Source organism: Elusimicrobiaceae bacterium (assembly GCA_028700325.1).
Lineage (GTDB): Bacteria > Elusimicrobiota > Elusimicrobia > Elusimicrobiales > Elusimicrobiaceae > JAQVSV01.
Genome location: JAQVSV010000007.1, coordinates 26,723 through 38,804, shown reverse-complemented (window position 1 = coordinate 38,804; position 12,082 = coordinate 26,723). Strand labels below are relative to the sequence as shown.

10 protein-coding genes are annotated in these 12,082 nt (G+C 56.1%); 2 read left to right on the top strand and 8 right to left on the bottom strand.

What is annotated here, in order from left to right; translation table 11 throughout:
• The first annotated feature begins 25 nt into the window (after positions 1–25).
• A complete protein-coding gene (locus PHW69_01905; protein MDD4003944.1) occupies positions 26–1,579 on the top strand; it encodes an amino acid permease in 1,554 nt (517 codons plus the stop codon).
• A gap of 12 nt (positions 1,580–1,591) precedes the next feature.
• On the opposite strand, the gene PHW69_01900 is transcribed toward PHW69_01905, so the two are convergent.
• Entirely contained in the window at positions 1,592–2,230 is a 639-nt protein-coding gene (locus tag PHW69_01900; GenBank protein MDD4003943.1) for a CYTH domain-containing protein, read from the bottom strand.
• Positions 2,208–2,606 (bottom strand): PilZ domain-containing protein, encoded by a 399-nt coding sequence (locus tag PHW69_01895; GenBank protein ID MDD4003942.1) that lies wholly within the window; start codon positions 2,604–2,606, stop codon positions 2,208–2,210. The genes PHW69_01900 and PHW69_01895 overlap by 23 nt, the downstream gene beginning before the upstream one ends.
• A 196-nt stretch (positions 2,607–2,802) precedes the next feature.
• Here PHW69_01895 and PHW69_01890 point away from each other — a divergent pair, with 196 nt between their 5' ends.
• The gene (locus PHW69_01890; protein ID MDD4003941.1) at positions 2,803–3,930 is read left to right on the top strand and encodes a metallophosphoesterase; all 1,128 of its coding nucleotides are present in this window, start codon (positions 2,803–2,805) and stop codon (positions 3,928–3,930) included.
• Between the two features lie 307 nt (positions 3,931–4,237).
• On the opposite strand, the gene PHW69_01885 is transcribed toward PHW69_01890, so the two are convergent.
• From PHW69_01885 to PHW69_01860, 6 genes are all read right to left on the bottom strand, one after another.
• Positions 4,238–4,837, bottom strand: coding sequence for a hypothetical protein (locus PHW69_01885; GenBank protein ID MDD4003940.1), 600 nt, complete (start codon positions 4,835–4,837; stop codon positions 4,238–4,240).
• A 99-nt stretch (positions 4,838–4,936) separates the two neighbouring features.
• Complete coding sequence (locus PHW69_01880) at positions 4,937–6,766, bottom strand: citrate/2-methylcitrate synthase (protein MDD4003939.1); 1,830 nt, start codon at positions 6,764–6,766, stop codon at positions 4,937–4,939.
• The gene (locus PHW69_01875; GenBank protein ID MDD4003938.1) at positions 6,766–8,034 is read right to left on the bottom strand and encodes an ATP citrate lyase citrate-binding domain-containing protein; all 1,269 of its coding nucleotides are present in this window, start codon (positions 8,032–8,034) and stop codon (positions 6,766–6,768) included. The genes PHW69_01880 and PHW69_01875 overlap by 1 nt, the downstream gene beginning before the upstream one ends.
• An 18-nt stretch (positions 8,035–8,052) precedes the next feature.
• Positions 8,053–9,285 (bottom strand): NADP-dependent isocitrate dehydrogenase, encoded by a 1,233-nt coding sequence (locus PHW69_01870; GenBank protein MDD4003937.1) that lies wholly within the window; start codon positions 9,283–9,285, stop codon positions 8,053–8,055.
• A 16-nt stretch (positions 9,286–9,301) separates the two neighbouring features.
• Positions 9,302–11,236 carry an aconitate hydratase gene (locus tag PHW69_01865; GenBank protein ID MDD4003936.1) on the bottom strand — a complete coding sequence of 645 codons (1,935 nt, stop codon included), beginning with the start codon at positions 11,234–11,236 and terminating at the stop codon, positions 9,302–9,304.
• Between the two features lie 267 nt (positions 11,237–11,503).
• Positions 11,504–12,061, bottom strand: a complete 558-nt coding sequence (locus tag PHW69_01860) for a hypothetical protein (protein ID MDD4003935.1) — start codon at positions 12,059–12,061, stop codon at positions 11,504–11,506.
• Positions 12,062–12,082: the final 21 nt, after the last annotated feature.

Genomic DNA, 12,082 nt, shown 5'->3' with positions numbered 1-12,082 from the left:
TTGCATTTTCAAATCAAGGGATCACATGCTCAAACAACTGTTCCGCACAAAATCCGTAGACAGCATTCTGGCAGACTCGCACGAACGCGGCCATGAACTTAAAAAAGTGCTGGGCGCGTTTGACGTTACGATGATGGGGATCGGCGCTATTATAGGCGCGGGCATTTTCGCGATGATAGGGGAAGCTGCGCTAGGCGCGTCACGCGGCTATCCGGCCGGGCCGGCCCTGATGATCTCGTTCCTCATCACCTCTGTAGCCTGCGGGTTCACCGCGCTGTGTTACGCGGAATTCGCAGCTATGGTGCCTATCTCCGGCAGCGCCTACACCTATTCCTACGCTACAATGGGCGAGCTGGTGGCCTGGCTGATCGGCTGGGACCTGATTTTGGAATACGCGATCGGCAACGTGGCCGTGGCGATCAGCTGGGCCGGTTATTTCAACAGCCTGCTGGAAAGCACGATCGGGATGTCGGTGCCGCTGTGGCTGCGGTGCGACTACATGTCGTTTGTAAAAGCCGGCAGCGATCTTACGGCGGTTCCGCACCTTTTCGGCATACCCATAGTGTTTAACCTGCTGGCGATGCTGATAGTGCTCGCGATCACCTGGCTGCTGGTTATCGGCATAAAGGAAAGCGCCCGCTTTAACCATGCGGTGGTGATTTTCAAGCTGGCGATTCTGGCGATTTTCGTAGGCGCGGGTTTTTATTATTTCGACGTAAAAAACTGGACCCCTTTCGCGCCGGGCGGACTCAAAGGCATACAGATCGGCGCAGCCACGATTTTCTTCGCCTATATCGGGTTCGACGCGGTTTCAACGGTAGCAGAGGAAACAAAAAATCCGAAACGCGATATGCCGATCGGCATAATCGGCTCCTTGCTGGCCTGCACCGTGATTTATGTGCTGGTTACCGCCGCGCTTACCGGCATGATGCCGCTTGACGCGCTCAGAAACGGTGTTGCCGAACCGCTTGCGACCGCGCTGGAATATAACCACGCCAGCCGCTGGCTGATTTCATTAATAAGCATAGGGGCGGTGGTGGCAACTTCAGCCGTGCTGCTGGTGTTTCAGATCGGGCAGCCGCGCATACTGTTCGCGATGAGCCGAGACGGCCTGCTGCCGGGCGGGCTGTCCAAGGTGCACCCGAAATACATGACCCCCCATGTAACCACAATCTGGACTGGCGTGGTTGTCGCGGTGGGTTCCAGCGTGACCACTCTTTCGGAAATGGCCAACCTCTGCAACATCGGCACGCTGTTCGCGTTTGTGCTTGTCTGCGTCGGCATTATGATACTGAGGGTGAAAGATCCCGACCGGCCCCGTCCGTTCCGTGTACCGGGCGGGCACATTATACCGGTGCTGGGGATCGCGTTCTGTATCTATCTGATGGCCGGGCTGGACACGATGACGTGGCTGTGCGTGGATCGGGGCCGGGCTGATAATTTACACCGTGTACGGCCGGCATCACAGCCGCCTGAACGCGCTGCACAAAACGAAAGAACTCCGAACCGGCGAACCACTGGTTTGAGTCAACGCTCTAAAAACGGATCCCGGCGCGCATGCGCCGGGATCCGTTTTTAGAGCCAGCGGAACTCAACCGCCGAAAACCGAGAGCGCGGCCCGGGCAGTGGCCACTTTTGACATCCGGCACGGCAACAGCCCCGCCGAGCCCGTTATCACAGCCGCAAGCCGTTTGAAATCAGCCAGTTTACCCCCGCTAAATTCCAGTTCGATTTCTTTCATGCGCACGGCTTTCTGCGCCAGATAAATGGTTACATCATCCAGGCTCAACACAGCCGAACAGGTTTTATACTTAATCCGGTAATCGGTGCGGCGGTTGTGAATTTTAAACAGAACAGCCAGCTCGGAAGGAGCAATCCGCAAAATATTCCGGGCCGCGGCTTCGCGCAAGGCGGCGGCATCGGAACGGGCGGCTAACGGAACGCTGGTTTCCGTTCGGCGCGCCAGTCCGTTTTCAAGTCTGGTGGCGGATTTTACGGTCAATTCGTATCTGCCGGACGACCGGCGCAGGCGCATCGCCATGCCCATGCCGGCTATCTTTTGGGCGGGAGTGTCGAAATAGTAATCAAGATTTGCGATATGCCCGGCGGGTCCGGCATGGCCTGCGCAGGCAAGCGCGCGCGCCGCAAACTGGCGCATGCCTGCTTCAACCGGAACCGACCACTTGAATTCCAGCTCGGCCCGGCGCTTACAGCTCGTCGAATTTTGCATACCGGTCGCTAAAGTAATCGGCGAGCAGGCGCTTATCGGTGTCGTCCAGCTCGTTGAAACAGACAGCCACTTCATAAAACCCGTCGGAATGTTTAAGCGCGCGCACTACGGTTGCAAGCACCGAATGCACGTCTTCCGGCAAGCCTTCGTCCTCTGCGGCTTTGCCGCCGCGGAACAACTCCCAGCCGGGAAGCGTCATCTCTATATGCAGAATATCGCCCGGCTCGTACGCAGAAGGCGCCTCAAACAATATGCCCGCCGCGCTGATATCCTTCGTGATAGCGTCGACACCGCAGGTGTTTTCTTCAATTTTGCGGCAATTAAGTATATACCGCGATTCAACACGTTTAAACTGTCTCTTTTCCTTTTTTTTCACACTGGCACCGCCTTGATATCAATTAATATACCTAAATCAAAGATTCTTTTCCACTGAAAAGGCTCATCCGACATTGCGCCTTGTAAGACTCGGCCATTTTCGCTAGAATTTCTACAGTAACCCGACAGTCAGCTGGCGCGATACAGCGTCATATTCGCAGGAGTTTATGAAACTGCACAAAACGGCTCTACTGGCTATGCTATTTGCGTGCGTCCCGCTTTACGGCGCGGAAATCGTGCGTGGACCGTATATGGATTCCGTCAGGTCAGACGCGGCAGCCATAAGGTTCACTTCCGACGTTTCCACCGTGGCCTGGATAAACTACGGGCCCGCGCCTAACTGTGAAGTCTACATGACACTGTCCGAAGGGCTGCGCCATAACGTGAAGATCTACGGACTGCCCGCCGACAAAGACTACTGCTACAACGTTTATCTGACCGTTCCCGACAGCACCAACACGTACAAGGCCGCGGAGGGGTCTTTCAAAACCCTGTCCGAACCGACCAAAAACAGGATGGATTTCATAGTGTTCGGAAATTCCGGCTCCGGTTCCGGCGAACAGTTCGAACTGGCTTCGCAAATGGAAACTTTCACGCCGGATTTTCTGATCCATACCGGCAACCTGACCGCCACCGGCAACCTGCGCGAGGCGGATGATGAATTTTTCACCCCCTACAAACGCATGCTCCTGCACATGCCGCTCTACGCCGCGCTGGGCCCCAATGATTACGGCGCGCAGCAAGACAGTGTCAGAAATGCGCTCAGCAACTATTTCCAGGTTTTCGAAACCCCCAGACCGCGCTATTATTTCATTGATACCGCCAGCGCGCGGTTCATTTTTCTCGACACCTCCGGCATAGACAAAGCAAAAAACGCCCCGGCAATTTCAGCAGGCAGCACGCAGATCGAATGGCTTAACAAAGTGCTTTCAAAAACGCGGGTGCCCTGGAAATTCGTGGTCTTGAACCATCCGGTTTATTCCAGCGGCCCGGGCGGCGACAACAATGCCGCACTGCGGCGGGTTCTCGTCCCGATTTTTGAAAAATACCGCGTGCAGGCCGTTTTCCAGGGCTTTGACCATGCGTATGAGCGAACCGCTCCCATCCGCACCGACCGCAAGGTCATCACTGACGGAGTGCGGTATTTTACGTTCGGCGCGGGCGGCATACCGCCGCTAAGCGAACAGCTGGAAGAAAATGCGCTGAGTGAAAAATATATTCCCCAGTTCAGTTTCGGGCATATTATTGTGAACGGCCGGGATTTCAGCCTCACCGTTTACAACAAAGAAGGCGAGATAATAGACCAGACGGATTTCAAGCGCTAGCGCGACTTCACGGTTTCATGGCCCGTTTTACCACCGGCGGCCTTTCCCAAAACCGTGCGCCCGGTATTGCGGCCGCAATGCCGCTCAGACTTCCTTGCCATGCAAACCGCGTCCGCGACCTAATACGAACAGATGAACCGCCCCCGTCTTGCGCCGGGGGTTTTCTTCTTCCGCAACCTTCGTTTACCCAGCCAGCGGAGTTACACACTCACCCTGTCAACGCACCGTGTTTTGTAAGCGGAATTTAATAACCCCCCGGATAGAAACCGGGGGGTTCTCTCTTGCCTTGAATTCGCAAAAAACGACGCTAATGCTGACCGATCTGAATCATTTGAGATGAGTCCATATCCTTCAGTTCTTTCTCGCGCAGAGTTTTTTCTTTTGCAGCCCGGACTTCTTTCTCGGCTTCTGTTTTCGCGCGTTTCGCCTCATCGGCCCGCACGTCAAACGCCGTAGACTCCTCGTGCATTTTTTGGGCCGTTTCAAGCTCTTCCGCCGCTTCAGCCTTCAGCCGCCTGGCGGAATCAACGGCGTCGGAAGCGTTGCGGGTAAACACCCGGAACAGATCCACCCGGCCGCGCCGCCTGCTTATAAAAGACTTCCTTTCATATTCCAGCGCCTGCGCCAGATACTGTTCGGCCGTGTTTTCCTTTTCTTTTGCTTCGGCGATTTTAACCAGCGCCTCCCGGCATTTATCGGTGTCAAACTGATTGGAACAGGTATTCTTGCTGTCCTGGATTTTCTGTTCCTGAGCCAGTCTGCCCTGTTCCAGCAAATACTTTTTTTCCGCGCGCCGGTTGTCGGCCTCGGTTTCCGGATCGCTCGAAATGACAAATACCGCCGCGCGGGCCGCGCCGCCGCACAGGCAAAAAGCGCCCAGAAACAAAATCATGCCCAGCTTCTTCATAACAACCGCCCGACTCAAAAGATTTACTCCACTCATTCTACAAAAAAAACGCGCCGGAACGGGAAACTCCGTTCCGGCGCGAGAACTGTACCGCAGCGATTACATGTCGGTCATGTAAGCGATATCTTCGTACGGCGTGCGATAGAGGCCCTGCTTCAGCCGCTTCTGGTCGAAGATATGGCCGAAAAGACCTATGGACCGGCCCACCACGAACAGCGCGTTAAGACAGCCGAGCCCGATCATTTCGTCAATCTCTTCTTTCTTGAACAGACCGCTGCTGGTCAGAAAATCCACAAACGTGATGCCTATGCAGCCGTCAACGTTAAGTATGAGGTTGCCTTTCTTGGCGGTGGTCAGCTTCTCGACTTCCAGCGCATAGTCGAGCAGCGGCGTGGTTTTGAAGTTTTTCTTCACATACGCCTTGAGCATCGTCACGCGCATATCGGGGTTGGTCACGCTTTTCACCTTGTGGCCGATTCCGGGAATGGCAATGTTTTTCTTTTTCATGTCGCGCACAAACTGCTCGGGCGTGAGCCCGGCTTCGCGGGCGCGCTTGAAGTTCTGGGCCGCACCGTCAATCGCGCCGCCGAAGCGGGGACCGATCGTGAGCAGGCCCGACGCCAGCGACGAAATAATGTCTTTGCCCGCGCGCGACGCCACAATCGCGTTATGCGCGCCGGAAACCGCCGGGCCATGGTCCGCGGTAAGCATTAACACGATATCAAGGTATTTGCGCGCGTACGCCGGCAGCTTGCGCTTGAACCACAAAAGCCCGATAACGCCGCCCACGCCCATATCCTCGCCGATAACCTTGGAAATGGGCATATTGTTATACTCAAGTTCGCTCTTCTTGTCGTTGGAAATGGTGCTGATAAACGCCGTCGGCTTGCGGATCTTGCCTTCTTTAAGCGCGTCGGCGAAATCCATCGGAACGACCGGGGGAATAATCTCTTCCGCCGGCTTGATTACGCCTTTTCTGACAAGCTTTTTATAGGTGGCGTTGATTTTTTCACCGTAATCATCGAACGAGTCCGGCACCACCGCGCCCGCTTTGCGCAGGGCCTCGTTCTTGGCGTCGGCCGTTTCAAGCGACGAGTTCGCTTTCGCGCCCGCGTGCCCGAACTGCACCCCGGCGGGAAACAGTTTGGCGCAGGTGCCGGAAACCCAGATCACGAGCGGCTTTTTGATCTTGCCGGCCTTTAACGCTTCCACGATCTTGAGTTCTTCCGTGCCGCCGATTTCGCCCAGCGCGGCGATCATCTTGACTTCCGGGATCGCCTCGTAGCGCATAATGTGGGTCAGCAGGGTCGAGCCGGGATAGGCGTCCCCGCCGATCGCAATGCCCTCGTACAGACCGTCGGTGTTGCGGGCGATGATGTTATAGCATTCATTTGACAGGCCGCCCGATTTGGAAACAAACCCGACCGAACCGGGCCGGTGCAGCTTCGATTCGATGATGTTATCGAGCGTGCCGGCGGTGTTGGCGATTTTAAAGCAGCCGGCCTTGATACCGCCCACCGTAGCGGGCCCGATAACCATCTTGTCGAGCTTCTGTGCCAGCGCGGCGATTTCGCGGGCGCGCCGCTCCGGCACACCCTCGGCGATTACCGTCACCGACCTGATCGTCTTGATATTGAGAGCCTCAATCGTCGTTTCATACGAGCTGCGGAACGACGCGAAGTTGATGAACGCGTCAGCCCCGGGATGCGCTTCCGCCGCCGACCGGGTGTCCGGGTAATTGGGAATGATGATTTCCTTTTTCCCGAAAAACAGCTTCGAAAAACCTTTCTTGCCGGGGTTGACTATAGCGGCGACCGACGGGGTTTCCCGCCGGCACACATAATCGAAATCCAGCATGCGCTGAATGGCTTTCTGCTGGTTGCCGTAAACAATGGCTGTAGTGTCTCTGCTGAAAATTTCAGGCTTCATTATTTGCCTCCCTTAAGCGCCATAGACACGATTTTCGTCATATGGGTTTCGGGCCCGTAAACGTGGATCGGCACGCCGAGCGTTTCCCCCACCTTGCGCATCCGCGCCAGCCCTTCCTGATAGTTCGGGCCGCCGCGGCGGACATAAATCTCCGCCTTGTGCGCGATCAGCCTGGGCTTGAACTCCTCAAGAGCGCGGATGATGCCGGTAAAAGTTTTGGCCACGTCGGTAAAGTTTGCGATGCCGCCGCCAATGAGCAGCACCTTGCCGTCGGCGCGTTTTTTGCCGCGCGTCATGAGGTCAAGCACTGTTTTGGCGTACTGGTAGGTTTCCTCCTCGGTGGGCGCGCCGGAATACTCGCCGTAGTTGGCGAGCTCTTTGGCAAAACCGAGGTCGCCCACGGTGTCGGCATAGATCACGGACGCGCCGCCTCCGGCCACCATCGCCCAGATCCGGCCTTCGGAATTGAGCACGGTGAGCTTTAGCGACGAGCCGCTCTTTTCGTCAAGCTCGGAAATAAACTGCTCTTCAGGAGTCTTGCGCATGCCGAACGCCGGCGGAAATTCCAGCTCGCCCCAGAGCTTGCCGGTTTCGAACATGGACGTATCGTCCACCCGGGCCACAAAGTCAAGCGGAATGATATCGTCGCCGTTGAACGCGAACGGGTTGATTTCCAGATAGGTGAACCCGGCCGCCCGGTAGAACCCGAACAGGCTGCGGATGAATTTCTCGACCTGCTCCTGCCGTTTGCCCAGCGCGGGAAGGTTGAGCTTCACGTCTTCGACAGCGGCAAGCGTGGGAACCTTGATCTCGATCACCTTATCCCAGTTCTCCTCTACATAGATGCCGCCTTTGGTCGAGAAATAGATCACGTCCTCGTCCCGGAAAGTGCGCATCGCTATATAAAACTCGTCATCCTCTGCGTGCGGCGTGAACGGCTCGACAAGGAAATGGGTCAGTTCGCCGGTGGTTTCGCCCACTTTCGCGGACTTGTTCATCCGGTCGGAAACCCAGCCCCACGCCTTCTTCCAGTCGGCGTTGATGCACAGCAGGCCATGCTTGCCGCGCTTGCCGAACAACTGGTCGGGCTTGGCGACCAGCTTTTCCTTTTTGAGCCACGGATTTTGTTTCAGAACATCTTTTTCCCTGCTTTCCGGGGTAATCAGAACCAGCTTCCCGTCCCGGCCCTTGAGCTGTGGAAAATCCTTCGACAGCCACTGAAACAACACCCTCTTGCCGTCATATTCGCGAATTCCGCGTTGTGCCATTTTTATAATCTCCGTTAATTACGCTGCTTTGCATTTTTTGGTCTTTAGCTTCCTGGAAAGCCGCTGTGCCACACTGTCAATAAACTCGCCTGTGTTCTGGAAAGTTTTGGGGGCTTTCTTCATTAAAGGAATGAGGTCTTTCGTCACGATGCCTTTTTCGATGCACTCGATCACGGATTCCTCAAGTTTGTGCGCGAAAGCAACCACTTCCGGCGTGTTATCAAGCTCGCCGCGCTTGGCGATCGCGCCCGTCCACGCGAAAATCGAAGCGACCGAGTTGGTGCTCGTGGTTTCGCCGGCCAGATGCTTGTAGTAATGGCGTTTGACGGTGCCGTGGGCAGCCTCAAACTCGAACTTGCCGTCGGGCGAAACAAGCACCGACGTCATCATGCCCAGCGAGCCGAACCCCGCGGCCACCATGTCGGAAAATACGTCGCCGTCATAGTTCTTCATCGCCCACAGAATGCCGCCTTCATGTTTCATGACCTGGGCTACAGCGTCGTCTATAAGCAGGTACCGGTAATTGATGCCGGCCGCCGCAAAGTCGGCTTTCCGTTTTTCCACTTCCTCTGTGAAAATGGATTTGAACCGGGCATGGTATTTTTTGCTGATGGTGTCTTTCGCGGCGAACCACACATCCACTTTTTCGCTCAGCGCGTAGTTGATGCAGGCGCGGGCAAAGGACGCTATGGATTTGTCGGTGTTATGAATGCCCATCAGGATTCCGGGCCCCTTGAATTCATGCACCAGCACGCGGGATTCGGGCTTGCCGCTGGCGGGCGTGAAAATCATCTCGGCCCTGCCGGCTTCGGCCGCCACAATTTCAGCCGACCGGTACAGATCGCCGTAAGCGTGGCGGCCTACGGTAATAGGTTTCTTCCAGCTGCGCACCGCGGGTGTGATGTTTTTTACCATGATCGGCTTTCGGAATACCGTGCCGTCAAGAATGCTTCTGATGGTGCCGTTGGGGGATTTCCACGCCTGCTTGAGCTTGTATTCTTTCACGCGGTCGGCGTCGGGCGTGATGGTGGCGCATTTCACGCCCACGCCGTATTCCTTGATGGCGTTGGCCGCGTCAACGGTAATCTGATCGTCGGTATCGTCGCGATGCTTGACGCCAAGATCGTAATATTTCAAATCAACGTCAAGATACGGCAGAACAAGCTTTTCCTTGATCATGGCCCATATGATACGGGTCATTTCATCTCCGTCCATCTCGACTATGGGGGTATGCACCTTGATTTTTTCCATTATATTCTCTCCTGGGTTATTTGGAAGTCGTGTAATTGAGTGTGCCGCCGGCGGTCACGATCGCTTTTTCCCGCTCGGACAGCTTGTAATTGCACTCGAAAGTCTTTCCGGTGCGTTCGTTCTTGACAGTCACGGGTCTGCCCGCTTTCACCGCGTCGCACCAGCCGGCGGCGGTAAACCTGTCGCCCTGCTCGATGCCGTCGTAATCAGCCAGATCGGCGAAAGTCAGCGGCAGAATGCCGAAGTTGACCAGGTTGGCCGAATGGATCCGCTCGAAGTTCTTGGCGATAACGGTTTTCACGCCCAGATACATCGGGCACATGGCTGCGTGCTCGCGGCTGGAACCCTGCCCGTAGGACTCGCCCGCCACTATGATGTTGTGCACGCCCCTGTCGCGGTTGGCGATACAGCGTTTGTGGAACTCGGGATCTATCGCCTCGAACACATATTCCGCGTACTTCGGCACGTTGGAGCGGTATTTAAGCCGCGAACCGGCGGGCATGATATGGTCGGTGGTGATTTTGTCGCCCACTTTCAGCATCACCTCGCCCTTCAGCTCAACCGGCAGCCGGGTGTTTTTGGGCGGCGCGCCTACGTTGGGGCCGCGCAGGATTTCGGCGTTTTTGCCGTCTTTGGACGGGAAAATAAACATCGAATCGTCAATGCTGAACGCCCGGGGCTCTTTGATTGACGGATAGTCAATGCCGAAATTGCGGGGGTCGGTCAGTTTTCCGGTCAGCGCGGCGATAACCGCCACTTCCGGGCTGGCGAGATAAACCTGCCCGTCCCTGGTGCCGCTTCTGCCCTCGAAATTGCGGTTGGAGGTGCGGATCGAAACGCCCTTGCTGTTAGGCGAATAATGGTTGCCGATGCAGAACCCGCACGCGCTTTCCATGATCCGCGCGCCGGCGGCGACGAGGTTTTTGAACGCGCCCTTTTCGTTAAGCATCAGAATCACCTGCCGGGAACCGGGGGCAATGCCGACGCTGACATCCCGCGCGATCTTGCGGCCCTTGAAAACCGAAGCCACTGTCATCATATCGCGGTACGACGAGTTCGTGCACGAGCCGATGCACACCTGATCCACCTTCATGCCTTCGAGCTCGCGCACTGTTTTTACGTTGCCGGGGCTGTGCGGCGCGGCGACCAACGGTTCCACTTCGGCAAGATTGAGCTCGATGACGCGGTCATACCGCGCGCCCCGGTCGGCTTTCAGTTCAACCCAGTCCTGCGCGCGGCCCTGCCCGGCGAGGAATTTCCTTGTCACGCTGTCGGATGGAAAAATAGAGGTTGTCACTCCCATTTCGGCGCCCATATTGGTAATCGTGGCGCGCTCGGGTACGGTCAGCGTTTTCACGCCCGGCCCGCCATATTCGAGCATCACGCCCACGTTGCCCTTCGTGGTGAGAATGGAAAGCATTTTAAGCACAACATCTTTGGCGGACACCCACGGCTGAAGTCTGCCCGTAAGGTTTACCTTATACACTTTCGGGGCGGTGAGGTAGAACGAGCCGCCGCCCATGGCGACCGCCACATCGAGCCCGCCCGCGCCGATCGCGATCTGCCCGATCCCGCCGCCGGTGGGAGTATGGCTGTCGCTGCCCAGCAACGTGGTGCCGGGCTTGCCGAACCGTTCCAGATGCACCTGATGGCAGATGCCGTTGCCCGCGCGGGAATAGACGATCCCGTATTTCTCCGCCACGGACTGAAGATAGCGGTGATCATCCGCGTTTTCAAATCCTACCTGTACGGTGTTATGGTCCACATAGGAAACCGACAGATCCGTCTTGATTTCAGAAAGGCCCAGCGCCTCGAACTGCAGATACGCCATCGTGCCTGTGGCGTCCTGGGTAAGCGTCTGGTCTATTCTGATGCCGATTTCATTTCCTTTTATATATTCGCCTTCACGCAGATGCGCTGAAAGAACCTTCTCAACTATGTTTTGTCCCATTTTGTGCTTTTGCCCGATCAGCAGTTTGCTGCAATGCTGACCGGGCAACTCCTTTTTATTTTATAAATCGTCCGGCCGATTAACGGTTCTTGCCATGAAAACTGCCACGTTCCGGTCCGGCTATATAAAATTTAATGAATAATCCGCGGGCATAGCATTGATCTAAATCAATGCTTCAGGCCGGCCTGCCTCCATTCGACTCCGCTTCACCTCAAACACGGGCGGGCCGTTCATAACGGCCCGCCCGTACGGAACGCAAACTCGGAGCTAAAGGTCAAGTGCGATATGCGCCGCGGGAGTCAAAGTAGTGATATTGTACTGCTGGCGGAATATGCGGTGCACGCGGATATCCAGCCCCACCGACCACACGCCGAAATGCCGGGACGCGCCGATTCCGCCCATAAGTCCGAAATACCGCTTTGTGGAATCGTCTATATCGGGAGTGGCGGCGTCATCGTCATAATTCACAAAATAAATACCGCCGCCAAGCAACGCGTAAACATTGTGTTTTGCGTCAGGTTTCCAGATACGCTTCAGATAGGGCGTTATGTGCAGGTTCTTGAATTCGCGTTTTAGAGCCTGTCCGTCACTGTGATTGAAGAAATAACCGAGCGCGCCGCCTGTGGCGAACCGCTCTGTCCAGTAGGTTTCGATCTCTGACCCGAGATAATAACTTGTTCCGTAATGCCCGCTCCAATACCCGCCGACCGGCACGCCCGGGCCCGAGATAATGGCCATTTCAACCGGGATAGCCGCCCGCACCGGTCCGCCATAACCTGACAGAATAACGGCACCCAGTAAAACCACGCGAAAGTTGGTCCGCATACCTGCCTCCGTGAAATCACA

What these genes read in the sequence shown, in the direction of transcription:
- PHW69_01905 (MDD4003944.1), top strand. Translation starts at nt 26, where the DNA reads ATGCTCAAACAACTGTTCCGCACAAAATCCGTAGACAGCATTCTGGCA.
- PHW69_01875 (MDD4003938.1), bottom strand. Translation starts at nt 8,034, where the DNA reads ATGGCACAACGCGGAATTCGCGAATATGACGGCAAGAGGGTGTTGTTT.
- PHW69_01860 (MDD4003935.1), bottom strand. Translation starts at nt 12,061, where the DNA reads ATGCGGACCAACTTTCGCGTGGTTTTACTGGGTGCCGTTATTCTGTCA.
- PHW69_01870 (MDD4003937.1), bottom strand. Translation starts at nt 9,285, where the DNA reads ATGGAAAAAATCAAGGTGCATACCCCCATAGTCGAGATGGACGGAGAT.
- PHW69_01865 (MDD4003936.1), bottom strand. Translation starts at nt 11,236, where the DNA reads ATGGGACAAAACATAGTTGAGAAGGTTCTTTCAGCGCATCTGCGTGAA.
- PHW69_01880 (MDD4003939.1), bottom strand. Translation starts at nt 6,766, where the DNA reads ATGAAGCCTGAAATTTTCAGCAGAGACACTACAGCCATTGTTTACGGC.
- PHW69_01890 (MDD4003941.1), top strand. Translation starts at nt 2,803, where the DNA reads ATGCTATTTGCGTGCGTCCCGCTTTACGGCGCGGAAATCGTGCGTGGA.
- PHW69_01900 (MDD4003943.1), bottom strand. Translation starts at nt 2,230, where the DNA reads ATGCAAAATTCGACGAGCTGTAAGCGCCGGGCCGAGCTGGAATTCAAG.
- PHW69_01885 (MDD4003940.1), bottom strand. Translation starts at nt 4,837, where the DNA reads ATGAAGAAGCTGGGCATGATTTTGTTTCTGGGCGCTTTTTGCCTGTGC.